This is a genomic window from Halobacteriovorax sp. DPLXC-1, from assembly GCF_036903125.1.
Classification (GTDB): domain Bacteria; phylum Bdellovibrionota; class Bacteriovoracia; order Bacteriovoracales; family Bacteriovoracaceae; genus Halobacteriovorax_A; species Halobacteriovorax_A vibrionivorans.
The window spans coordinates 763,029-789,138 of record NZ_JAYMCO010000001.1 but is presented as its reverse complement, the minus strand read 5'-3'; the positions used below and the strand labels follow the sequence as shown (position 1 = coordinate 789,138).

General features: G+C 37.0%; 19 protein-coding genes and 1 tRNA gene. 14 read left to right on the top strand and 6 right to left on the bottom strand.

All coding sequences use genetic code 11. The features are described 5' to 3' along the window. Positions 1–46: 46 nt before the first annotated feature. Positions 47–178 carry a hypothetical protein gene (locus VCM44_RS03805; protein WP_255509250.1) on the bottom strand — a complete coding sequence of 44 codons (132 nt, stop codon included), beginning with the start codon at positions 176–178 and terminating at the stop codon, positions 47–49. 121 nt (positions 179–299) lie between these two features. Here VCM44_RS03805 and VCM44_RS03800 point away from each other — a divergent pair, with 121 nt between their 5' ends. Together VCM44_RS03800 and VCM44_RS03795 are read left to right on the top strand one after the other, a co-directional pair. Then, positions 300–1,022, top strand: coding sequence for a class I SAM-dependent methyltransferase (locus VCM44_RS03800; RefSeq protein ID WP_334678059.1), 723 nt, complete (start codon positions 300–302; stop codon positions 1,020–1,022). A gap of 92 nt (positions 1,023–1,114) precedes the next feature. Continuing rightward, entirely contained in the window at positions 1,115–1,723 is a 609-nt protein-coding gene (locus VCM44_RS03795) for a hypothetical protein (protein WP_334678058.1), read from the top strand. 34 nt (positions 1,724–1,757) lie between these two features. Here VCM44_RS03795 and sucB read toward each other — a convergent pair whose 3' ends face one another. Together sucB and lpdA are read right to left on the bottom strand one after the other, a co-directional pair. After that, positions 1,758–3,410 carry a 2-oxoglutarate dehydrogenase, E2 component, dihydrolipoamide succinyltransferase gene (gene sucB / locus VCM44_RS03790; RefSeq protein WP_114705523.1) on the bottom strand — a complete coding sequence of 551 codons (1,653 nt, stop codon included), beginning with the start codon at positions 3,408–3,410 and terminating at the stop codon, positions 1,758–1,760. Between the two features lie 24 nt (positions 3,411–3,434). Beyond that, positions 3,435–4,823, bottom strand: a complete 1,389-nt coding sequence (gene lpdA, locus VCM44_RS03785; RefSeq protein ID WP_114705524.1) for a dihydrolipoyl dehydrogenase — start codon at positions 4,821–4,823, stop codon at positions 3,435–3,437. Positions 4,824–4,958: 135 nt separating this feature from the next. Here lpdA and VCM44_RS03780 point away from each other — a divergent pair, with 135 nt between their 5' ends. From VCM44_RS03780 to VCM44_RS03755, 6 genes are all read left to right on the top strand, one after another. After that, positions 4,959–5,849: an exonuclease domain-containing protein gene (locus VCM44_RS03780; protein ID WP_158536747.1), complete on the top strand. Its 891-nt coding sequence runs from the start codon at positions 4,959–4,961 to the stop codon at positions 5,847–5,849. Between the two features lie 15 nt (positions 5,850–5,864). Continuing rightward, positions 5,865–6,125: a hypothetical protein gene (locus VCM44_RS03775; protein WP_120405335.1), complete on the top strand. Its 261-nt coding sequence runs from the start codon at positions 5,865–5,867 to the stop codon at positions 6,123–6,125. Then, entirely contained in the window at positions 6,122–7,051 is a 930-nt protein-coding gene (locus tag VCM44_RS03770; RefSeq protein WP_334678057.1) for a KamA family radical SAM protein, read from the top strand. The genes VCM44_RS03775 and VCM44_RS03770 overlap by 4 nt, the downstream gene beginning before the upstream one ends. Before the next feature lie 62 nt (positions 7,052–7,113). Then, positions 7,114–7,189: transfer RNA gene (locus VCM44_RS03765), tRNA-Gly, on the top strand. A gap of 280 nt (positions 7,190–7,469) precedes the next feature. Then, positions 7,470–7,970: a CBS domain-containing protein gene (locus VCM44_RS03760; RefSeq protein WP_334678056.1), complete on the top strand. Its 501-nt coding sequence runs from the start codon at positions 7,470–7,472 to the stop codon at positions 7,968–7,970. A 9-nt stretch (positions 7,971–7,979) separates the two neighbouring features. Beyond that, positions 7,980–8,732 carry a phosphoribosyltransferase gene (locus VCM44_RS03755; protein WP_334678055.1) on the top strand — a complete coding sequence of 251 codons (753 nt, stop codon included), beginning with the start codon at positions 7,980–7,982 and terminating at the stop codon, positions 8,730–8,732. Between the two features lie 7 nt (positions 8,733–8,739). On the opposite strand, the gene VCM44_RS03750 is transcribed toward VCM44_RS03755, so the two are convergent. Next, complete coding sequence (locus VCM44_RS03750) at positions 8,740–10,593, bottom strand: CheR family methyltransferase (protein ID WP_334678054.1); 1,854 nt, start codon at positions 10,591–10,593, stop codon at positions 8,740–8,742. A 186-nt stretch (positions 10,594–10,779) separates the two neighbouring features. Further along, positions 10,780–11,412, bottom strand: a complete 633-nt coding sequence (locus VCM44_RS03745) for an NAD-dependent epimerase/dehydratase family protein (RefSeq protein ID WP_334678053.1) — start codon at positions 11,410–11,412, stop codon at positions 10,780–10,782. A gap of 71 nt (positions 11,413–11,483) precedes the next feature. Between VCM44_RS03745 and VCM44_RS03740 the strand changes: the two genes are divergently transcribed. Beyond that, positions 11,484–12,674 (top strand): APC family permease, encoded by a 1,191-nt coding sequence (locus tag VCM44_RS03740; protein ID WP_334678052.1) that lies wholly within the window; start codon positions 11,484–11,486, stop codon positions 12,672–12,674. A 66-nt stretch (positions 12,675–12,740) separates the two neighbouring features. Then, positions 12,741–15,569: a hypothetical protein gene (locus VCM44_RS03735; protein WP_334678051.1), complete on the top strand. Its 2,829-nt coding sequence runs from the start codon at positions 12,741–12,743 to the stop codon at positions 15,567–15,569. A gap of 32 nt (positions 15,570–15,601) precedes the next feature. Here VCM44_RS03735 and VCM44_RS03730 read toward each other — a convergent pair whose 3' ends face one another. Then, positions 15,602–16,978 carry a M48 family metallopeptidase gene (locus tag VCM44_RS03730; protein WP_114705534.1) on the bottom strand — a complete coding sequence of 459 codons (1,377 nt, stop codon included), beginning with the start codon at positions 16,976–16,978 and terminating at the stop codon, positions 15,602–15,604. 167 nt (positions 16,979–17,145) lie between these two features. Between VCM44_RS03730 and VCM44_RS03725 the strand changes: the two genes are divergently transcribed. The 4 genes from VCM44_RS03725 to VCM44_RS03710 all read left to right on the top strand — a co-directional run bounded on the left by VCM44_RS03725 (position 17,146) and on the right by VCM44_RS03710 (position 26,109). Next, positions 17,146–17,625, top strand: a complete 480-nt coding sequence (locus tag VCM44_RS03725; RefSeq protein ID WP_334678050.1) for a hypothetical protein — start codon at positions 17,146–17,148, stop codon at positions 17,623–17,625. Further along, entirely contained in the window at positions 17,625–18,416 is a 792-nt protein-coding gene (locus tag VCM44_RS03720; protein ID WP_334678049.1) for a hypothetical protein, read from the top strand. The genes VCM44_RS03725 and VCM44_RS03720 overlap by 1 nt, the downstream gene beginning before the upstream one ends. A 158-nt stretch (positions 18,417–18,574) precedes the next feature. Then, a complete protein-coding gene (locus VCM44_RS03715; RefSeq protein WP_334678048.1) occupies positions 18,575–22,543 on the top strand; it encodes a tail fiber domain-containing protein in 3,969 nt (1,322 codons plus the stop codon). Beyond that, the gene (locus VCM44_RS03710) at positions 22,540–26,109 is read left to right on the top strand and encodes a fibrinogen-like YCDxxxxGGGW domain-containing protein (RefSeq protein ID WP_334678047.1); all 3,570 of its coding nucleotides are present in this window, start codon (positions 22,540–22,542) and stop codon (positions 26,107–26,109) included. Before VCM44_RS03715 ends, VCM44_RS03710 begins: the two co-directional genes overlap by 4 nt. Position 26,110: the final 1 nt, after the last annotated feature.

Sequence of the window (26,110 nt, the reverse complement as noted above, 5' to 3'; positions counted from 1 at the left end):
CTTTTAGATATAAAATAAAAAAGCCTTCTGAATAGAAGGCTTTTTTTTATTTAAATATACTTATTACTTTTTGAACTTCTTGCTGACCTCTCTCATTGAGTCCTTCAAGAAAGACTGTTGCAACAGCTGCATTGGCCAATGTTACTAAAACACTAAGAAAGAATAGAAATTTGAGCATGGGGAGACTCCTTTTCCCGTTAATAATATATTTGTAACATTCGTATAAAATTTTCTCAAATTCTAAATTATTAAGATTGTGTGAAGATAGAATTTTAAAGAAAATAGGAGTATAAGAAAGTATGTTTCAATTTATACGCAATCTATTAAATCAAAAAGGTTTTAACGCCAAGGCCAAACGAGCATTCACAAATTACTATCGCTTTGCAAGAGAGTCTAAATCGTATCTCTCTTATTGCAATAAGATGCATGGTATTGAGTGCTTCATGCAAAATAACCTCTCAAAAAAGCAATTTGAGGCCCTCACAGCACACTTTAGGCCCAATATGAAAGTTCTAGATATCGGCTGTGGAACTGGTGATCTTACCGAGTACTTTGCTAAGAATTATAAGTTAAAGGCCAAAGGAATGGACCTTGTCGAAAGTAAATTCAAATATAAAGAGGCCAATTTTGAAACAACATGGCTTGGAGAGAATGAGTATGACCTAGTCATCTCATTAGATGGCTTCTACATGCTAAATGATCTATATCGAACTCTTAATAAAGTAATGGATAGTCTTAAGCCAAAGGGAAAGTTTGTTCTTACCTACACCTCTGAGAGACCTTTTGAAAAATCTCGTCTTGGTAAGGCATTAAAAAAACGAAAACACGATGTAAAAGACTTCACTCAAGATGATAAGGTCTTCAATAATAAGGCAAAAGATCTTCTCGAAGAAATGAAGTCTTCTTTTATTGAAGAAGGTAATTCTAGTCTATTTCATACAAAGTACAACGAAATCAAGAAGAATGTTGATTCACACCAAAATGGAAAGATGTATCGCAGTCTAGTAACAATTTATAAGTAGTTAGAAAGAAGAAATGTTGGCCAAGAGTCTTATTTGTCAGGCTTTTGTGAACTTGTTTTACTTTGATATCTTCAAACTTTATATTTTAAAATATGAAGACTATCGTACTCATCTCTTTCGCCCTCTTTCTAACATTTAAAACCTTTGCAAGTGAAATCAATAATATTGCGATCTCAAGCCATGTGAATGAGTTTTCAATCGTTGATTCAAAATATGCAAGGGAGATCTTTCTAGGACTCCCTGTGAAAAACACCTATGCGGACCTCGTACATGGATTAGTCTTTCGCTATCATAAATACTTCTTTTGCGTTAGAGAGCCTTCACATAAATTTCACTGTCACCTCTACTTAAATGGCCTAGGACAAGGGAAATTATCCGCCTATGATACCGATACTGATTTTGGAAAAGGGGCAATTAGTGAGTTTTTAGGAACAAAGCGTGAAAATGGTAAAGCAAAAATCAGCTACGATAACAACCATCTAAGAATAAACTTTTCTGGAAAATTGGCCGAAAGGTTCTGGCTTAAACTTGATCTCATTAAAGATAGTTTTCATAATATAAATGGTAAAAAGTTTGAGCTAAGAAGTGGAAAGCATCTAAATTGCTATATGCATTCCGGTGAGAAGAAATCCGAATATAAATGCCAATTCAATGTTCCTATAAAAGAGAACATAAAAGACATAAAAAAGGACCTCATTTGAGGTCCTTTTTCTATATTAAAATGTTTTTATTCGCCTAGAATAACCCTTCCCAATCTGTTGTTTGAAGAGTGTTGATTACGTGTCTTAGGAATTTTGACCCTACCTCACCATCAATTAGTCTGTGATCGTATGTGTGAGTTGCATACATCATCTGACGAATAGCAATTGCATCATCTTCAGTAACAATTGGACGCTTCTTCATTGTACCAACACAGAAGATACCAAGTTGTGGTTGAAGGATAACTGGAGTTGCCATAAGGATTCCAAAAGAACCATTATTTGTGAAAGTATAAGTTCCACCTGACATATCATCTAGCGTAAGCTTCTTAGCTCTTGCCTTTTGTACTAGTTCATCTAGCTTTCTAGCAATTCCTCTAATATTTAAGTTATCAGCACCTTTGATAACAGGAACGACAAGTCCGTTACCTGGAACAGCTACAGCACAACCAAGGTTGATATCTTTCTTCATGTGGATTTCATCACCAACAATTGAAGAGTTAACCATTGGGAACTCTTTAAGAGCTTGTACTAGAGCATAAAGGATGAAGTGAGTGTAAGTAAGAGAGAAACCTTCTTCTTTCTTAAACTGATGCTTAAATCCTTCTCTGAACTTAAATAGTTTTGTCATATCAACTTCATCCATCGAGTTAACGTGTGGAGAAGTCATCTTAGAAGCGATCATATTCTTAGCAATCGCTTTTCTCATATTATCCATTGGGATTACTTCAACTCTACCACTTGTCGAAGATGGTACAGAAGAGGCTTGAGGAGCTGGCGCTGCTTTCGGAGCTGCTGGTGCTGACTTTGTAGCCGCTGGCGCAGGAGCTGCCTTAGGAGCTGAGCCTCTATTTTCTAAGAAGTTCATGAAGTCGGCCTTATTAACACGTCCGCCTGCTCCACTTCCTTCAATATGTGCTAATTCATTAAGATCAACACCATGTTTTTTAGCAAGGTTTCTAACTAAAGGAGTATAGAAACGACGTCCACCTTTTGTCGTCGGACTTGGCTGAGATGAGCTTGCTGCCGGAGCTGATTCTTGAGCTTGGTTAGCAGCAGGTGCACTTGCTGCTGGAGCAGAACTCCCAGCGCTTCCCTGAGGCTTTGATGGATCTGTTTCAACAGATGCGATTTTTACACCAACATCAATTGTCTCACCTTCTTCAAAGAGAATTTCTTCAATACGCCCTTCAAATGGTGAAGGGATTTCAGACTCAACTTTATCAGTCGAGATCTCAAGAAGAATTTCATCAATTTCGATCATATCACCTACAGACTTGTGCCATTTTGTGATTGTTCCATTTGTAATAGACTCACCCATTTGTGGCATAACAACATCTTCAAGAGTATCTGAAGATCCTGTTGCTGCAGGAGCTGCTTGTGCTGGCTCAGCTGCCGCTGGAGCAGGAGCTGCTGCTTCAGAAGAACCTGATGCTGAAACCTCTGCATTCATATCATCGTCAACTGCTGCGATTTTTACACCAACATCAATTGTTTCACCTTCTTCAAAAAGAATCTCAACGATCTTTCCAGAATATGGTGATGGAATTTCTGATTCAACTTTATCAGTTGAGATCTCAAGAAGAATCTCATCGATTTCAATTGTGTCACCAACTTGCTTGTGCCACTTTGTAATCGTTCCGTTTGTAATAGACTCACCCATTTGTGGCATTACGATATCGTTTTTCATAATCTTTATCCTTATATATTAAAATTAAAAATTGATCGATCTTCCCTTAGCATTAAGTACAGACTCAGCTAAGAACTCTCCAAGAGTTGGGTGTGGATGAATTGTTGCAAACATTTCTTCGTCAACACCTTCCATTTGTCTAAATAGAACATACTCATGAATTAATTCTGTCGCGTGAGTTCCTACAATATGAGCACCAAGCATTTCACCATCTTCACCCATTAGAGTTTTTACAAACCCATCAGTTTCATTAGATGCCATGGCCTTACCATTTGCAGAGAATGGAACCTTACCAGCAGTGTATTTAATACCTTGCTCTTTAAGAGCTCTTTCAGTGTAACCAACAGATGCAACTTGTGGCTGACAATAAGTACAACCAGCAACATTCATCTTATCTAGTGGGTGTGGATGCTCACCTGCAATTTTTTCAGCAGCGATGATTCCCTCGTGAGAAGCAGCGTGTGCTAGTAAAGGAGGTCCCGCAACGTCACCAATAGCAAAGATATTAGGAATATTTGTTTGGTAGTTATTATCAACTACGACAAAACCTCTATCAGTTTTTACACCAACAGTTTCAAGTCCAATACCTTCGATATTTCCTGTCATACCAACAGCAATTAGTCCCATATCAAACTTGTGCTCAACAGTCTTTCCACCTTTAACTTCCGTGATTGTAATGTCATTTCCGTTATTTTTAGCAGATACTTTTTCAACACCAAGAGACATCTTGATTCCGTATTTCTTATAAGCTTTTTCAACAGCTTTTGAAGACTCTTCATCTTCGATTGGAAGAAGGTGTTTTTGTAATTCAAAGATATGAACGTCTACACCAAATGCATTCCAGAAGTAAGCAAACTCAACACCGATAGCACCAGCACCAATGATCCCAATTGACTTTGGAAGCTCTTCCATTTTAATCGCTTCCCAAGCACCAATAAGTCTCTTCCCATCATGCTCAAGTCCAGGGAATGAACGATAGTGAGCACCAGTTGCAAGGATGATATTTGTTCCTTCAATCGTCTCAGTATGTCCTCTTTTTGAAGTAACTTCGACTTGAGTATTAGTTCGAAGTTTACCGTAACCTTCGATAACTTCGATTTTATTTTTCTTCATTAGGTAAGCAACACCACCAGAAATCTTATTTGAGATCCCCTTAGCGCGTTTAACAGCTTGACCACCGTCTAGGCCCTTAAGCTCAACATCGATACCTAAATCTTTCATATCTGCTAGCTCGTGAACACTGTGAGCAGCTTTAAGAACCGCTTTCGTAGGAATACAGCCACGGTTAAGACAAACTCCGCCTAATTCTTTACTTTCAACGATAGCAGTCTTTTTTCCAAGTTGGGCAGCACGGATAGCGGCGACATATCCACCTGGCCCTGAACCAATAACAATAACATCAAATTTCTTCATAAAATATTTCCTCAAACTATTGACCGTAAGGCCCATAATCAGTATTAAAAGTTTAATTTTAAGGTTCTTCAACGTACTAAAATTAATTAAAATTGGCATGACACATTGCTACGACATACCAATATTTACAAAACGTTGGAAACCCCTACTACTAGCTTCATTAAAGGAATTACTATCAATTTTACTCAGAGCGAAATTAAAAATATCAATAAGTATTTCCCAGATGGGCTAATAGCACTTGATTTAGAAACTTCTGGACTGTCTCCTTTAGTTGACGAAATTATCGAGATTGCGGCTATTAAAGTCGTTGGAAACAAAATAGAAACTTTTGAGTCCCTCGTAAAACCTAAAAATCCAATTCCTGAGTTTACAACGAAAATCCATGGAATCACTGATGACATGGTCAAGGATTCACCTTCAATTGAAGAGGTGTTACCTAAATTTCTCGAATTTTCTGGAAATACGCCACTTGTTGCTCATAATGCAAAATTTGATATTGGCTTTATTGTCTTTGCCATGCACCAGCAAAAGATTGAGCTTCACAAGGCCAAGGTATTCTGTTCATGTAAATTATCTCGTAAGTATGTGAAAGGAAGTGAGAATCATAAGCTTTCATCACTTTGTAAACACTTTGAAATTCCACTAGAAAATCATCACCGAGCACTAGATGATACAATTGCCTGCCTTCGTGTCTTTGCAAAGACCCTTGATGAAGTGAAATCAAACCGTCAGCTAAAAGAAGGCGAAATCTTAAATATCCGTGACTTCACAAGGGCGAATATGGCCGAAGCACCTGAGATTATTCAACAATTACAAAAGAAGATAGCAAATCAAGAAGTAATCGATATCAAATACAAAGGTGGAAGCTACAAGGGTAAGTTTAGACCAATAAAACCTGTTGCTCTTCTACCGATGCCAGCTGGAGATGTACTCTATGCCCATTGTTTACTCACTGATATCTACAAATCTTTTGCTATTAAAAAGATTCAAGATCTTCGTGATCATGTTGATAAAGACTCAAAGTAATTATATAAAGACGTCATGCTAGCAGGAAAACCACTTTCATATAAACTCCAATTTGTTGTGATCTTCATTATTCACATCGCACTTCTCTATTGGATCTATTGGCTTCTTCAAAACACAGGGGCCCTATCAACGATGAAAGTGATGGCCCATTTCACAGGTATTGCAATCTACGGTGCTCTACTAATTCGCGGATGTGCCGCTTGGGCAAAATGGCATCACCTCAATGACATAAAAAAACTTCAAGACAAACAAGATAAAGAAAATAATCAAAAATGAGAAAAGGACTTCGCTCAACAAATGAAGTCAATTCGCATTTTGGTCTTAATCTAGAACCATCTTCATATGAAGTATTCATTCCAAGTCACATGAATGAACTAATTCAAAAAGAAGGACTTGAGGGCATACACGCAAAACAATTTCTCCCATCTAATTTAGAAAACTCAGACGATGGACTAGAAGATCCAATTGGAGATCAACAAAAATACGTCGCCCCCCAACTTATCCATCGTTACGATAACCGAGCGCTGTTTACACCAACGACTATTTGCCCGGTCATTTGTCGCTATTGCTTTCGCAAAAATGAATTAAGTAGCAAGCACGAAATTTTTAAGGCCGACTTTGAAAAAGTAATTTCCTATTTATCAGTTCATACAGAAATAAATGAAATTATCTTCTCAGGTGGAGACCCCTTTATGCTTTCAGCATCTAAGATAAAGTTCTACCTTGAAGAATTTAGCAAATTATCACATATACAGTTCATTCGTTTTCACACTAGAACACCTATTTCTTTACCAAAATATATTAGTGACGAATTTATTGAAGTTATTCACAAATTCAATAACAGATTTAACGATATAAATGTAGTTATCCACATCAATCATATTCAAGAAATCACAACAGCTGCTATGGACTGTATCAAAAAACTGGGGGCACGCTTTGGCCTTCTCTCACAGTCTGTCCTCTTAAAGGATGTTAATAATAATGTTAAAGACTTAAAGGATTTATTCCTTAAGCTTCATACATTAAATATTCGTCCCTACTATCTTCACCACCCAGATCAGGCCAAGGGTGCCATGCACTTTTACCTATCAATTGAAGAAGGACGTGAAATATATCGTAAACTGCGTCGTGAAATTCCAGGTTGGCTTCTTCCGCAATATATTTTGGACTCACCTGACGGGTCGGGGAAGAAGAACTTATAATTTTTTAATTTTGAGTATTGACAAATTTTTTCCTCAGCAATATATTTCTTCCACTCAAATAAGCGCGTGTAACTCAGTTGGTAGAGTGTCACCTTGCCATGGTGGATGTCGCAAGTTCGAATCTTGTCACGCGCTCCATTCTCTAATCTAATTTAAGATACTACATACTAATCGAAGATACGCGGCGCTAACGCTTGCTAAACAACCGAATGCTTACGCATTCGGTATCACGCGCTCCATTCTCTAATCTAACTTAAGATACTATATACTAATCGAAGATACGCGGCGCTAACGCTTGTTTCGCTTTTTGAACAAGTTTACAAGTTAATCGAAACTTTTCTTTGGAAAGAATTAAATTATATGCAAAAGAGAATGCAATTATAATTGGGACGTAATCTAGTTTTCAAAGGAGATAAACGTGTCAATTGAGCATATTATCCAAAAAAATATTGTAACAATTAACTCTGATGCTACCATCCACGATGCTGCAAAACAGATGTATGAAAAACATGTCGGGGCCATCATAGTAGTCGGTCACAAAGAAGGAAAGAAGAAAACTCCAATGGGCATTTTAACTGACCGTGATATCGCCTTATCTTTTGGAAAGAAAGGAAAGATAGAACCCTACTCGAAAGTAAGTGAGATCATGACCCCAAATGTAGTGATGTGCTCTCCTAAAGACAGTATCGTCGATACAATAAAGAAAATGCGAGCCAATGGCGTTAGGCGAATCCCAGTTGTTAATGAAAGAGATCAACTTATAGGAATTATTTCTGCTGATGATGTCATACAGAGATTGGGAAATGAACTTCACGATCTATCTGAGATTATCAATCTAGAAATAGAAAAAGAAGCCTATATTTCTAGTCCCGTAGAAAAGGATCGCCAACTCAATCCACAGATAAAAATTGTCATCTAGGAAAGAACTATGTTCAAAAATCGCAAAGAAGCAGGCCAACTTTTAGGTGAAGAATTTAAAGAGAAGCTACTTGAATTTAAGAATGTAGCAATCATTGCACTTCCAAGAGGAGGTGTTCCCATCGCATTTGAAATTGCGAAAATGCATAAGCTACCCTTAGATATTTTCTGTGTTAAGAAGGTGGGAGCTCCAAATAATGAAGAATTAGCACTTGGAGCAGTTACGGAAGAAGGTATTGGCTACCTTAATCAGAGAATAATTATCCATTTAAATATTGATGACTTACAACTTCATCGTCTAACAAAGCAGAAAAAAGAAGAAGTAAAAAAGCAAGCTCAAGAATTTCGAAATAGCAGGCCACCGATTGACCTATCAGGGAGAAGTATCTTTATTGTTGATGATGGAATAGCAACAGGTGCAACAATGAAGGCGGCCATAAAGTTTTTAAAGAAAGACCATAATATAAAAAATATTTTTGCAGTTGCACCAGTTAGTTCACGTCAGTCATATAATGAAATTATAAATTTAGTTGATGATATTTTAGTCCTAGAGACACCACATAATTTTCTTTCAGTTGGTGAGTTCTATCTTGAATTTCCACAAGTTTCCAACAAAGAAGTTTGTGAGTATTTAGAGACATCAAATGAGCTAAGAAGACAGAAAGAAAAAAAAGAAAGTATACGTAGATTTGAAAATGAAGGTGGTGCTATTTATGAATCACAAGACTTTACGATTAATAAAAAGCACTACCATTCAAAATAAGAATTAATTATTCATCATCTGCTAAATATTCAGTTCCAAGGTGAGCAAAACTCGTCCAAGGGAAAATATCTGAGACAACTTCTTTTATACTGTCGTTGATATCACCTGTATCTTCGATAAGAATTTGTGTCTCATTTAAATCAAAGAACGCATTCTCTACTGACTTTGAAACGATTCCAAATACAGAGAGACTTTTCTTAAAGCTCTTTGTCTTAGAATTGATATCTTCAAAGTGTTCTTTAAAGTCACATATATAAACACTATTATTTTCAAGTTCAGTGCTTCCATCATAGACTTGAATATTAGGAACTGATTTAAATTCTTCGCTAATCATTTCTAAGAAATTACCGTTTCCTTCAAAGAAAAGAAATACTGGAGGTTGATTACCACGAAGTTCATCAAGTGAAGCAATGATCTTTTTCTTATCACTGAAAGATCCAACAAAGAAGCGGGCCTTAGTTTCAGGATTCTTAATATCAAAGCTCTTTTGGAATGAACGATCTACTTTTGTTACAACTGGAGCTGCATTTAAGAAAGACATCTTAATCTTATTTTTAATTTCTTCTGCTCTTTCTTTTAAATTATTAAGTGCTGGTTTCTCAACAAAGTCACATGCACCGTTATTAAGAGTTTCTTGAGCATAACGAGTATCCTCACGTGAAGCACTAGAAACCACAACAACATTTGGGTGGCCAGAGCGGAAGTTCTTCTTCAAATATTCAACACCATCCATCTCAGGCATATGAATATCAAGAGTCATGGCGTCGACCTTATTATTCTTTAAGAACTCTTGTGCTTCTAGACCATTCATTGCTGTTCCAACAAGTTCAAAGTCATCATCTTTTTCAAATATTTTTGAAAGTAGCTTAACAACTGAAGAACTGTCATCAACAACAAGCATTCTAATAGGCTTAGGAATGATTGGTGTTTTTGCAATTGGTGAAGTTCTAGGTACCGTCTTATCTTTAACGATAGATAGTGGTCTAGGTTTTTCAACAACTTTCTCTTCAGGATCAAGACAATAAACACTTGGCGCCATTGTTTGAAACTCTAATTTTGTATGTTTTAAAGATTCACTAATACCAGTTATAAATAGAGCATTCTTGTGTAAAAACTTTGAGAAATTATTTACAATCTTTTCAATGGAAGTTTGGTCAAAGTAGATAAATACATTTCGACAAAATACGATATCGAATTTCTTTCCACCAATAAACTTTTCTGGTGCAAGAAGATTCATCACACCAAAGCTACAATTTTCTTTAATATGAGAATTAACTTTTGCAAACTTAGAGATCTCTCCAGACCCTCTCATCCAATTCCCTGTTAAGTAGACAGTAGGAATCGATTTAATTTCACGGTAACGATAAACACCATTTTGAGCAATCTTAACACTCTCTGGATCAATATCTGTTCCAACGATTTCATATTTCATACCGGGATAATTCTTTAAGTGATGATTAAAGAACATGGCCAGTGAATAAACCTCTTGTCCACGACTACATGCTGCTGATAGAACACGTATCGTGCTATCTCCCCTCTTTTTCGCATTGGCTACAATGGAATCAAGATTTGTAAGGAGATATTCAAAATGAGTAAATTCTCTAAAAAAGTATGTATGGTGAGTCGTAAGCATTGAGATAAGTTGCAAAGACTCTTTATTATAGTTCTTAGTTAAATATTCATAATAAGATTCTGGAGTATGAGTACCTAAGGTCATCATGCGCTTTTTTAAACGACTCATAACCATAGATTGTTGCGCTGGCCCTAGTATATTCCCACTTTCTTTTGAAACAATTTCAGATACATAATTTGCTAAACTGATGATATCCCAATCATTTCCCTTCTTAAACGCTTCACTCACAGATGCACTCCAAATAAAAAACTAACTCGATATTAAGTTCCTTAACTTTTCGACATCTTTATAAAAAACTTTACTGTAATTACGACAACTTATGCATATTTTTTTGACTCTAAATAAATAGAAATGAATTCTTCAAGTAAGGCTTTGAAATCTTGTATGCAACCAATAAAAAATATCTCGAGTTTTTTACACTAACTTATCTGATGAAATAATTTTTACGCCTAATTGGTCACTTAAAGCGGATTCCAGCATTGTCTGAGCAATCCTCTTGGCCGGATTTAGACGTAACCTCTTAGGCAGTAGTGGACCTAAAATTTTTAAAAAGCTCTTGGCAATCTCTTCTGCAAAACGAAATTCATCCCTTTGGCCACCAATAAGCCCCGGTCTGACAATTGTTAAGGCATCAAAATTTAAAGACTGAAGTCCTTCTTCCACTAGCCCTTTAATTTTATTATAAAAAACAAACGAATCGCTATTGGCGCCCATTGCTGAATTTAATACGTAAGACTTAGCGGCGCATTCTTTTGCAAGCTTTCCAAAAGTCAGGGGATACTCGAGGTCAACTCTTCTAAATGCAGCTTTCGATCCAGCTTTTTTAATCGTTGTCCCCAAGGCGCAGATAACAACATCACATTTCCAAGAGCATACTTCTTCTTTTGTAATTTCATCAAAGTTAATTATCGGTGCAAAAAGCTTTGGATGTGCATCTATATTTTTACGTACAGGTGCAATAACTCTTTCTACACGATCATCACTTAAGGCCATCGACAAGATATGACTTCCAACAAGTCCTGTAGCACCTAGAATTAAAACTTTCATATGACCTCGTATCAAATATTAACTAAATATATAATTTCAATTTATCCTATATTTTTCTACAATCAAGCCAAATGGTAAAACTTAAGCGATCTTTAAATACCTTTCAGGTAACAATGTATGGAATTGGTACAATTCTTGGTGCTGGTATTTATGCCTTAATTGGAAAGATTTCAGCAACAGCAGGAATGATGGCACCACTGTCGTTTATAGTTTCGGCAATTTTAGCAAGTATGACTGCTTACTCTTATACTCAATTAGTTAAATTATTTCCCAAAAGTGCAGGAGAGGCCGAGTATATCTTTCAAGGATTTCATAGCGTATTACTTTCAAATATTGTTGGCTGGCTTGTTGCCTTTACTGGTGTCGTCAGTGCATCAACACTAATAAAAGGGTTTGTCGGCTATTTTCAAACATTTATTCATTGGTCAGATTTTTCAGTTATTTTTCTAATTATTATCTTAGTTACTGCACTGGCCATAAAAGGAATAAAAGAATCCATTAACATCGTTATCTTCTTCACTATAATTGAGATTGTTGGCCTTATTTTAATATGTGGGAGTGCATGGCAAGACCTCTCGGCCAATGAATTCATGCTTCCTGCATTATTACAAAATTTTTCGTGGTCCCAATTTCCAATGATTATATCAGGCGCATTCTTGGCCTTTTATGCATATATCGGATTTGAAGATATGGTAAACCTTGCAGAAGAAACAAATCTTCCTGGCCCAACTATAAGTCGCTCTATTTATATAGCAGTTCTTGTATCGACGATCTTATATGTTTTTGTAGCCTTAGTTGCGATTGCAAGTATTCCCCTAGATGAGCTCAATCAAAGTAAAGCGCCCCTTAAAGATATGTACGTCCATCACGGAGGCAATGCCCTTCTCATCAGCGCCATTGGTATCTTTGCAATCTTTAACGGAATCATTGCTCAAGTGATAATGGCCTCTCGAATTCTCTATGGCCTTAGACACCCATTAAAATGGATGATTTTTTTATCAGTAATTAATAAAAAAACACAGACACCAATTAATGCAACCATTGTCGTTGCAATAATTATTTCACTCTTAGTAAGTCTCTTTCCTATAAAGACACTTGCTGCATCCACTAGCTTCATCATTCTAATCGTTTTTACCTTAATCAATCTTTCACTTGTTTCCTATCGTATTAAAAACCGTGAAATCCAATTTAGGTACTTAACCATTCCTATTATTGCCAGTATATCAAATATCGTCTTTCTAGCTTTTACTGCTCTCTACTAATTTACATTCAACAACCATTATTATTTAATAAATAGATATTTCATATACCAATACGGGGCATCAGCAATGAAACTTAAAGTTTTACTAATTCTTCTTTTCTTATCGTTAAATACAAATGCGCAATATTCATTCACAGAGTCACAAAGTACTCCAATGAATTGGAAATCTATTGAAAATGATTTTGCCCAAGTTATTTATCCAGAAAACTATAAGGATCGAGCAATCTACATGGCCAACCTAATAGAGCATTATTCAAAATATGTTGGACTTTCTTATGGTGTAAAAAAGCCTGAACAAGTGGCCTTGATCTATCGACCAGAGATGGCCAATCCAAATGGTTTTGTCACTCTTGCTCCACGACGTACTGAATGGTTTGACTCAGCACAATTTTCAAGTCGCCTTAGTTCTTTAGAATGGCACGAAATGCTTTCAATTCATGAATATCGTCACGTTATTCAACAAGATATTTTCAATAAGAAAACAGTGAAGTTTTTTGATATTCTTATGGGAGATACAGGACAACAGGTTCTTTCATTTCTTGCAAGGAAGCCTTGGTATATGGAAGGCGATGCCGTCTATACAGAGACTAAGTATACACCAGCAGGTCGAGGACGCTCTCCTCGCTTTATGGCAAGACTTAAAGCGCTTCTTCTTAAAGGCGAGACTCCAACTTATGATCAATTTGTTGGTGGCTCCTACAATGATCAACTTGTTAACTGGTATATCTATGGATATGTACTGGTTTCTTATGGGTATAAGAAATATGGTGATCAATTTTGGAATGTTGTAATGAATAATGTTACAGCAAGGCCTTATCCAAATGGAATTGTGGGAGCTATAGAAAATTCCTCAGGAGTGGATTTTTATGATTTCTACTATGCTGCCTTTGATGACCTAAGAAAAGAATGGAATGGAGATAAATTTAATAATCTTCCTGTTTCTGAATACAATGTAAAAACAAATCAATATAAGAATGGAGCTAACCTTTTCTACGTTGAATACGACTTAGATAACCATTACCGTCTTATAAAAGAATCAAAAGATGAAAAGGAAGTTCTAACAGATATTGCTTATAGTGAAGACTTCACAAGACTTAGCTACAGCAATGATTATGCAATTCAATCACAATTCTTACCTCATTGGAGATATGGTTTTAAAAGTTACTCTGACCTATCACTTATAAGCCTTAGGGATGGAGATATAAAGTATATTACATCAGGTGAAAGATTATATAATCCACATTTCAACAAAGATGGCTCGAAAATTACAGCAATAAACTTTGATAAAAATGGAAAATGGATTATCCAAGAATTAAATTTAGAAGGTGCGAAACTTAGGTCTATCACAAATTCAAAATATGATTTCTTAGAAGCAATAAATCTCAATAATAATGAAGTTATCGCCATTGCGACAAGAGATGGAAAAGGTAAGACAATTGTTAAAGCAAACTATTCAAATAATCGAGTTCTAGAATTAGTTCCACCTACATATAACAATCTCTATGCGTTAAATTATGATGGTAACAACTCTGTTCTTTTTGAAGCTCAATATAAAGGAAAAATTGAAGTTTTCAAATTAAACACAACGTCAAAATCGCTTGAGAAATGTACTGACTCAAATATTGCTTCATACTCGCCAACCTTTTCAAATAGTAATTTTTATTTTACTGAACAAACAATTAACGGAAAGAGAATAAAAAGCAGATCTCTTAATTCATGTCGAGGTCTTGGAATCAATTCTCTAGTTAATCGCAGTCAGTATTTTGCAAAGAATGACCCAAGTGACAGCTATAACAACTTTGAACTAATTGACATTAAAGATAGAAAAGAGATTCAAACAAAGAACTCAAATAATTATACAGAAGAAGATTATAGCGGGTTTGATTGGAGGTCTGCGACACCTCATTCTTGGAGCTTCTTTGTAGGTAATGGTTACGGCCTTAGCCTCTATGCAGATAATTATCTTAGAGACTTTAGCTGGAATGTAAATTTAGGTTATGAAGCTTCAGAAAACTCTCCCTATTCATCAGCAATAGTCGATTATAAAAGGTACTGGCCAATTCTAAGTGCAACCGTTGATCTTAGAGAGAGAATGGTAAGTCAACTTGCAAGTGATACTGATGACTATGGATGGGATGAAGTTGCTTATGGTATAAAAGTCGAATTACCATTCGTACAAAAACATAATCTTTATAATTTAAATTTGAGTTTAAGCTATCAAGCTGAACAAGTCATGACTGATGAATATATCCAATACGACACTAAAGTTTCTGGTGAAGCGGATTTTATCAGACAATCAACAACACTATCATTAAGTCTATATAAGGACTTTACCACTCGTTCAATTATTTCACCTTGGAGCTTTTCACTTCTTGGAATGTACCAAGATGCTTCAACAGATGATGAAACAGGACTAGAAGATGACTATCGCTGGTTTGGATCGTTTTCAATAACAACACCAGGGCTTTTTACAAATAATGGAATTAAGATATCGGTAGTTGGTGAAGAATATGGTGATGGTGACAACTATCGCTTCCAACCATCTTCAAATGAATTTATGGGTTATGCATACTCTCGCGGATATGATTATTTTGCGTCTAAGAAGTATTTAAAATCGAGTGCAAATTATCTCTTTCCACTCTTCTATCCTGATTATAATATTGCGGCGCTAATTTATTTCAAGAGAATTTATATGAATCTCTATTATGATATCACTAAGGCCAAATTATCAGATACAAGAAAGAGTATACAATTAAGTAGTTATGGAGCTGAGCTCGTCTTTAATACAAATATCTTAAGGGCATTACCTGTGGACTTTGGGGTGAGATATATTCATAAGTATGAAACACAAGAAGATGAATACGAAGGTTACTTAGGAACAAGTTTAGCTTTCTAATAAAAAAGGCCCTCTATCGAGGGCCCTTTAATCTAATCTTCTTTTTCTAATTTAAATTTCTTTCTAACTGAGCTCTTGATACTTTCTTCAACTAACCCCCCCATCTGGGCCATCACTCTCATAGCGATATAGTAAGGCATTGGCTCAATTTCATTCATTGTTTCCTTAGCTGCAAGGTAATCTTCTGAAGTTACAACAGCATCTCTTGAATAAGGAATATAATTAAAAACAAGCTCTTCAATTTTTTCAACACGAGTTGAAGGTCTTGGATGCGTTGAAACAAGTAACTCTAACCAAGACTCTTGACGATCACCCATTGCTGCAAAAAACTTTGATAGGCCATATGGTGAATAACCAGCCTCGTGAGCGTATTGTACACCAATTTTATCCGCTTCAAGCTCTTGAAGACGACTAAATCCCATAAGTGGAATTTCTTCTAATTTATCATAGATATAATAAGCTGCTGCTGCACCAAAGATATTAAACTGTGCCCATACAAGTCCAGCTCCAACATACTTTGTAGCAATATTTTTTAAGTTTCTTGAAACAGATTCTGTTCCGTGACGTTCAGTAACGTGGGCCCACTCATGTCCAAGAACACCGGCTAGCTCAGCTTCTGTTTCGAGTGCTTCAATTAGACCTCTAAATACAAATACATATCCACCAGGTAGAGCAAATGCATTCTCAATTGGTGCATTGATGAAGTAAACCTTCGGTTCAAGATCAGGCATATCTGAAGCTTTTGCAATTTTAGTAAGCATCTTCTGTAAATACTCGGCCATTTCACCGTCTTTATAAACATAACCTGAAAATTGGCTACGGATTGCATAACTGGCCTCTAGACCCATATCTTTATCTGAATCGAATTTAAAGAAGTTACGGCCAAAACCATTATGTAGTCTCCCCTTCTCTCCAATACGATTGTGGTTCTTATATTTTCCTACGAACTTACATGAAGCTAAACTTTTAAACTTAGACATATCAATTGTTAATTCACTACCATCAACTTTAAAATCAACAGTATTAGAGCAATTAGTAAGTTTGAATTTTTCACCTTGAAGCTTAACACTTCCTTCTCTTCTTAAATCAACAGTTCCTTTTTCAGAGTTATAACCTCTTACCTCGAACTTCATATTGATTTCTGTAGCAGGTAGCTTGTTTACACTATTTGCATAGAAAGCTTCTGCATGAGTGTAATCTAGATCCATTGAAAGATTACGTGGATAAGTTCCTTTGATTTCAAATGTTTCTCCAGATGATCCATTGAAATTTAATTTTTGACTATTAACCTTGATCTCACCACTAAGTGCATCAGAGTCAAGAGAGTGTACAACCTTAACCGTTGTTATCTTCTCTGCATTACACGATACGAGTAACGCAAGAACCGCTAGCATACCTATATTCTTCATACCTATCTCCTAATGTTTGGAGTATCAGTATCAATCTTTAAGAAGTTATGCCATTGAAGTGTAAATAAGATAGGAATAAAAGAGGCAATCATGACTCTATGGACTCATAAAGCCTCTTAAGATGGTATAATTTACAAGGTTTTCCGTAGGTAAAATAGGAAATAAGAATGAGAAATCGACAAGAGAGCACTAAGTTTAACATATTGAAATTACTACTAGTTATTTGTATAACTCTCCCAAGCTTTGGAGATGAGATTAAGAGCTTTTTGGATGTGGCCAAGAAGCATGTTGGAGAATATGAAGTCATCAAATCAAATAGTCGATTCTGTGACTCAGGTACTCTCGCTTTTCTAAATTCTAGTAAACCTAAAGATGGCCTTAGAATTGGACAGACAATTTTCTTTGGCCCATTTTCAAAAGAAAAACAAATTGAAAATACTTCTGATGGCTGCAAGTCAACATCTCGTTATAAGTTTGAAAATAACAAGGTAACTCAATTTTCAGAAATCATAGAATGCCCTAAAAAGTTTAAAAAGCTTGAAGCCACAAGTACTCAGGTTTTAAGTTTTAGTGATGAGCAAGTCTCTTATAATTCAATCGAGAGTAAGATCAAGTGTATATTCAAACGCAAAAAGGGAGGTAACTAATGAAGACTTTAGTTATATTCTTTTTAAGCTTTAATTTATACGCAAATGAAACAACTCCGTATTCGACAGCTCAATTTTTAGAAGAAATAAATGTTGTTATTGATCAAGTCGTGGCCCCACCTGAAGAGCCATGTATAGACTGTAAAGTTGAAGATAATCTTATTTCAGAGGCAGATCCATTACCGACAACATTTCGACGAGGCTCTCTTTATTTTAATAAGATGTGTGAGAACTTTGTAAAAGAAGATGGTAGCCTTGGTGTATGGGGAGATATGATTGTTAATTATATCGACAATACAGAGGGAGCATCGGATATCTACCTCTATGATGAAGTGAGAGGAATGACAGCAAGCCCATACACTTGCCCTAATTGGTACAATCTAAATAACCAGCAAAGAAAGAGGTTTTGGGTTTGGATGTTTGCTTCAATTGCACAAGTTGAATCATCATGTGATCCGACAAAAGTAAATACAGGGCCTGTTCCTGATGCCACAGATCGTCCAACTGGACTATTTCAGCTCAATCAAGTTAAAAGAAATAGAATGTGGCGCGGAGAAAATTGTAAGTTTGAAACTGGTTATACCGCAACAATCAAACCAGAGAATCAGATAAAATGTAGCATGGACATTATGATGGAAATTCTCAAAGGAAGACGCGGAATATATCGCGGCTCAGGTAGAATTTTTCCAACTAATTCCTATTGGGAAAAGTTAAGACCTAATCATAGTCAAACTGGTGGGCCTATTGGTGAGCTAGTTAGAAACTACCCTCCTTGTAAAGCAACCCCTTAAGTTATTAAATCTCTGTCAAGAAATTGAGTTTAAGCCTCAATTTCTTGGCTAATAAATGCCAATCCGGAAAGAAATTCTTCACTAAGTCACTAATATTCAATTAGTTAATAAAATTAAGTTAAGATGTCGATAAACCACTGTACTAACAGGGGATTTAGTTGAACGTTGGCGAAAAATTAATATATTCTTTAGTCATCTCATTAAGCTTAATACTTAGCTCTAATATAGGTGCCTCTACAGACCTCATCGGATATTCGGGAAGGCTTGTACAAACTGATGGAACCCCTATTACGGGAACTGTCGACTTACGCTTTGAAGTCTTTAACTCTACAGGTCCGACTCTTCTTGAGACAATTAATATTAATTCTGTAACACTTTCAAACGGAATCTATAGCACAGAACTTGTGATACCAAATTATCAAACTCATGTTGAAGACCTTACCGGTAGTGAAACTCTTTTAATAAGAGTAACTGATGTTACTAATGGACTCACTTTTGACTATCAAAAAATACTTTCTGTTCCGATGGCATTCTATGCAAATAAGGCCGTAACGGCGGATTCAATTGCTAACGCAGCAATCACTCCAGATAGCCTCGACTTCGTTGGCGGCTGTCTAGATAATCAGGTTTTAATTAAATCAGGTAATCAGTTTGATTGTATCAATCAAACGGCAGCATTAACTGTTGATAGTACATTAGTAAATAATGCTGGAGTTTTAGGTCAGGCCACAGTTGGTACTGCGGGAACTTATACATCAGTTACAGTTGATCAATATGGACGTGTTACAAGTGGATCAAATCCAGAAGTGGGTTCAGCAGATATTACTGATGGGTCTATTGTTGATGCAGATATTAGTTCAACAGCCGCAATTTCATGGTCAAAGATAAACGCACCAACTATTGATAAAACTTATGTAGGCTTAGGTAATGTCTTAAACGTTGCTCAAATTCCTGCTAGTGATCTCGACAACTCGGGAACTCTTGATTCTTCAACACAAGTACCAAGTGAATTAGCGGTAAAAGGATACGTCGATACATATGCTGATGCTAAGGTTATTGATGATATGAGTGGGACTCAAACGACAATCGCCCCTTCTGTTAATTCAGTTAAAAACTATGTAACGACAGAAATTGGTAACGTTAATCAAACACAATGGACAACAACAGGTAGTGATATCTATTACAACTCAGGAAATGTTGGAGTGGGAACAACAACTCCAACTTACCCACTACATGTCCAAAATGCCACATGGGCAGAAATTGGAATTGAAGGTACAACTTCCGCTGCGGGAGCTAGTTTAAACCTTCTTGGACATGAAGATAAGAAGAGTGCAATTAGAATGCAAACAGGAAACTCTGCTGCTTCTTACTGGGATATCATGGCATTTGGTTCAAACTCAGTGGCCACTTCTAGTCAGAACGAACTTCATTTCAACTTCTTTAATGGCGCTAATAATACAGCATTAGTGTTAGAAGGAAATACAGGAAATATCGGAGTTGGAACGGCAGCACCGACGCAGAAACTAACAGTTGATGGAAATATAAATGTAACAACAACAAATGATATCTGTATTGATGGTGGTAATTGTCTTTCAACAGTTGGCTCTGGTGACGGAACTGTTACATCTGTTTCAACTGGAACTGGACTTACTGGTGGCCCAATTACAACAACAGGAACAATCAATGTTGATGTTGGAACAAGTGCAAATCAAATACCTCAAATAGGTGCTGGAGGGAAACTTGCTGATTCAATTATCAATTATAATCCAGCAATTGATGTCGCACTCACAGGCTTTACAAATGGAACAGCTTCAAGCGTTGTTGCAACAGATACAGTTCTACAGGCCTTTGGAAAAGTTCAGGCACAACTAGATGCTCATGCCAGCTCAATTGCAGGTAACGCTATCACTGATACTGATGATGTAGCAGAAGGTACGACAAATTTATACTTCAGTAATACTCGTGCCCAAACAGCAGCTGTTGTTAATTCCACTGCAGGATCAGAAACAGTGCAGGCACCTTCTGTCGATGCTATGAAAAACTATGTTCTAGCTCAGACCGGTGCTATTAACGAATCACAATGGACGACGACAGGTAGTGATATATACTTTAACACTGGTGACATTGGTGTGGGAACAACGACTCCGACAGCAAAGATGGATATCACGGGAGACATTTCATTAAATACTGCCGAATACCAATGGGCACAGAGAATAAGTCTTCCCCATGCTGATGCCTCTGTAGGAAATCGTGCCCTACTGACACTGACACCAGGTGTACAAAACACAAAAGTAATTATTAGGAGTGTGAGAACAACTGCAGATTCCTCTAGTATCATAAATATGGAATTTGATGTTGCCTTTACCAATGGCGGTAATACTTTTAAAGTCGTTTCTGCCAATATTAGCAATAACTTTGTTGGCTACCAATGGTACTTTGACTCTTCTACTCAAACGGCATCCCTAAGATTTGGGCAATCAGGAAATTCATTTGCTTATAATGTTTATATCTCTTCAACAAAGCCAAATATACCGACACTAACCGTTGATGCAGGGACACCGCCAACAGGCGTAGCAATGACACCAGACTATATTATAAATTCAAATGGTAATGATTTTAAAATAACAAAAAATGGAGTTGATGAATTTAATATTCTAAGCTCAGGAAATATCGGAATCGGTACAACTACTCCAACTCAAAAGCTAACGGTAGATGGTGGAATGAATGTGACTACTGGAAACGATATCTGTATTGACGGTAGTGGCTGTTTATCAACAGTAGTAGCGGCAAGCGGTGAGCAAAATACAGCATCAAGTGCTGGTGGAGCATCACTCGTTCTTGCAAAGTCTGGAACAGATCTTCCATTTAAGGGATTAACAGCAACAAGTGATATAGCCTTAACTGAGAATGCTAATGACATTCAGATTGGAGTTAATACATCAAATGGAGCAAATGAGCTTTTAAGACTTGATGGGTCTGGACGTGTTCCATCATCAGTTGTTGATGGCACGACTGTATTAAATACTCCGTTAACGGGATATACAGTGGGAACAAATTCAGTACTTGCAGCAACTGATACAGTTCTTGATGCCTACGGAAAATTACAGGCACAAATTAATGCAAACTATACGGCCATTACAGGCCTTGATACTGATGACGTGGCCGAAGGGACAAATTTATATTTCACAACGGCACGTGCTCAAACAGCAGCAGTTGTAAATTCAACAGCTGGAACAGAGACGACTCAAGCACCATCTGTAAGTGCGGTGAAAAATTATGTAACAACTCAGATGGGGACAATTAACCAATCACAATGGACCACTAATGGAAGTAATATATATTTCAATACTGGAAAAGTCGGCGTTGGTTCGACCACCCCAGCCTCTAAGTTAGAAGTTTCAGGAGGTACAGGTCTTATTACAAGTCCACTAACGCTATCAGAAACACACTTTAGAGTAGTTAGAGACTCTGATTATGGTGGTCTTCTTTTACTTGATAGAGATGGTGACCCAGCGACAATTAATGATACTAGCACTGTACTCTTCTATGGTGATGATGTTGGTGATGACCTTCACTTATCACACTGGAGATCAGGTGCCGCAAGTTTACGCCATGACCTGACAATTAAAAGTGATACTGGAAACGTTGGGATAGGAACGACTGCCCCAACAGAGAAGTTACATGTTGCAGGAAATGTGATTGCAGCTTCATACCTTTATACATCAGATGAACGCTTCAAAGAGAATGTCGAAACAATTATTGATCCACTTCATAAAGTTAGGTCATTAAGAGGTGTAACTTTTGACTGGAAGACAGATGAGTTTCCTGACAGAAACTTCCCGCAAGAGAAGACTGTTGGTTTTATTGCTCAAGAAGTTGAAAAAGTTCAACCAGAATTAGTTAAAACAAGTAAGGATGGATATAAATCAGTTCAGTACGGAAATATCACTGCACTTCTTGTTGAAGCAGTGAAGTCAATCTCAGAGCAATTAGACAAGCTCTTTTCAAATGACGAGGAAGTTAAAAGAGAAATCGCTTCTTTAAAAGAAGAGAATGAGCAACTAAAAGCTGAAATGCAAGAGATGCGTGCTGCTATCAAAGAGTTACAAAAAGCAAATAAAGAATGAACTTTAAAATAGGTCTTCTATTTACTTTTATCTTCTCTCAAGCTGCCTTTGGGATTAACACTGTTGACACAGGTTTTAAACTTACCTCAAATGAGTTACGTACGATAGTAGCTCATGGAACTTGTAAGAAAGTTTGGAATACTTCATCAACTAAAGAACATTTTGTTGCAACTAAAACAAATGTTGAGTGGATGAATTTCTATGCTAACAATCCCTCTGACCTGGTTATTAGAGATTGTAATGTTTCATGTTCGACAATGAATAAAACAGGCAGTTATGCAAGTGGCGTCTATTCAGTTGATATCGATGGGGCAGGCCCATTAAGTGCAATGAATGTCTATTGTGATATGGATAATGACGGTGGTGGTTGGACCCGCGTTTTCAAACACAATATTACTGGTGGATACTTTCCAACTGTAAATGATGCTCTTTTATATAATCAAACAACCCCAACAGCAAACCTATACTCGATTCTTCAGTATATTGATGAATTTGAGAATCTCAATCGATTTACTTTTAAAATTAATTATCCAAATGAATCATGGAGAAATATTTGGTCACAATACACAAACCCAATCTATGATACTCCTGTCTCTGGCTATCGCGGCATCTCTATCGATAGAAATGAACAGCGTTGGGGTGGACTTGAGTTGGGGAATAATACCTTCGCCTACTCTAATGGTAATTCTTCATTACTTGATGGTTCAGTAAATCACTCAAATTGGTATTATGCGATTGGTTCAGATCAAGTTTATAAAACTGGAATTCCTTCAACTTATAATAATGATACAGGTACTGCCCTTGTTGAACTCTACCTACATGATGAAGGGATGAGACCTATGTCGTGTCAACATATCCTTGATTTGGGTGAATCGAAAGGTTCAGGCGTTTATACGATTTATCCAGATCAAGTAACTCCAACTCAAATATATTGTGAAATGGATATCGATAATGGTGGTTGGACTCTCTTCTATGCCAATGCTGCTGATGCTACAATGACGACTAAGAAGTCATATGATGAAATGAAAAATGAATTTTCAGGAATTAATATTACCGCAACGAACTTCAGCGATATAAACACAGTTGGTATGCATAACTTCTTTGATTTCTCGGCTACTCAAATGATGGCAAGAGATATTACAAACTGGGGAGCAACTGACTTTTCAACAGTTGAGTTCTTTAACCCTAACGACTTTAATCTAGTCGTCGATATGCAATCGGGGCCAAATCGTTCGAACCCTGGTGATTGTGACATGCTCACAGGTGGCTCTCAATTTCGCTTTAGAAATAGTAATGGAACTGATTATTACCTTGATCGCCACGCTCGTTGGGTAGGATTTGGATGGGGAGATTGCTTGCCAGGTTATACACAAACATCAACTTCTGATGTTCACGACCAACCGAGACATTATATCTATCATACATCAAATAGTGGTGATATCTATCGAACAAGAGGTGTCGGAGGATTTAACACTGGTCAGGCAAATGTTAAGGCGCGCTACTTTTTAAGAGAGAAATATGACCGTCCTAAAAACTGTATGGATATTCTTTTAAGTGGTAAATCTCGTGGTAATGGAAGCTATACAATTTATCCAGAAGGCAGTGCTGTTACTGTTGATTGTGACATGACGACAGATGGTGGCGGCTGGACAAAAGTATGGCACGGTTACCCTACTCACGCAGTCAGAGGTGAAACCTCAGCAGAAATTTATTCGAAATCAAATTCTATAGCCTTTAATCAAATGCGTATTGAAGGTGTAAATACAGGCTTTGATATTACCGATAATACCTGGGAGACTGCATACTTAGATAAGACAATTCCACAATACTTTCAACAAGTAGCGGCCCTAGGGGATGCGACTAATCCTAATGTCATGTTTGCGGATATGGATGGAAATGAAAACGTAGGTTTAGTTGGTCAGTACTTCTTCTATGGCTATGGAAATAATTGGCGAGTCTTTTATAGTTGTATTAACGTTGACCCTGTTACAACAGACCGAGTATACCTTGGTGGTGGTTACGGTAAGCGATGTGTACCTAGAGACACTTTTGTGACCACCGATATATCGACATGTGCTAGTTCTGGAAATAACTATTGTACAAGTGCCTTTACATCAACAGAAACTGACACCGGTCTTGGACTAAACCTTAAACAATACCAAGAAACAAGAGTATGGGTCCGCTCACTTCCTTCGATGAGATCGTGCCGTGAAATTCTTGATCGCGGCTATTCTGCTGGAACAGGAGTTTATTTAATTGACCCTGATGGGCCACTTGGAATAGATGATCCATTTCCGACAATATGTGACATGGAAACTCAAGGTGGTGGCTGGACTCTTGTATGGGGAAATACAAGAGAAGGAACAAATAAGCCAACAACAGGTATTAGCTATAGTAATTCAATTAGTACACTGCCACGTTGTTCTCATGATCGATCAACTTCAAGTGACTTTACAGGCAAATGTTCTCCAATCTCAAGACAAAGCATTGGAGCAGAATCTCCTAATGAATACTTAGAAACTTTGAATTACTTTGTAGGACTGGAGCACTGGGATAAAATTTCAGGCAATGATGACTTTCAATTACTCTATTCTTGGTCTTATGACTATGACCAACCAATATCGCAACAGGCGATTATGACAGTAAAGAATTTTGATCCTGCTGATAAATACCGTTTAAATATTGAGTCCTATCAACAAGTTCTTGGCTCAGTGAAACCAGGAATCGCTATCACACATGGAGGTTATCCATGGACAACAATTGATCAAGATAATGATAGTAATTCAACTGATAATTGTGGAACACTATATTCATCGACACCTTTTTGGTATGCTGCATGCTGGAGTGGGAAAATTGATGGTGGAGGAGAATTAAGCGGTAATGGCTATTATAACGGTGCTTATTGGATAAGCTCGTCAAAAGCCTGGGCCACTGACCCAGCAACTGCAGCTGGCGCAGGAAATGGCTGGCTTATGATCCGAGAAGCAAACTCATATGGTAATTACAAGTCTTCTTGTAAACAAATACTCGAAGAAAATCCAAATGCACCTTCAGGAAATTACACGATTAACTTCACACCTGGTGGCAACACTTTAAGAACTGTTTATTGTGATATGACAACTGACGGTGGCGGCTGGACTTTAGTTGTGCGCTCAAGTGGTGTAACAGATCTCGATAACTCAATTATGGTTAGCACTGTCGCTGACCATCTCTTAGTGCATCGAAGTGTTCCTAATACAAGAGCATCTATTAATCCAGAGCAATTCTCACGTGCAGTTGGAACAACTGATGCCATGTTCATTTCACCTTCTTACAATGCAGGAGCACCAATAATTGAAAATGGTACAGGGGTATGGGATTACGACTATACTGATTGTACCGGAAACCTTCGTCATACCAGTCGTACGGCCGGCTGTACAGGCCAAAATGCCAATGATAGCTACACTACGGCCGATGCCTTTAATATCGCGATCAACTCAGGTAACGAAGGTATTGTTCCAGCATACGGAACAGAAGTCTGCTACTCAGGAAAGGGTGCTTGTACATTTGAATTCTATCTACGCTAAT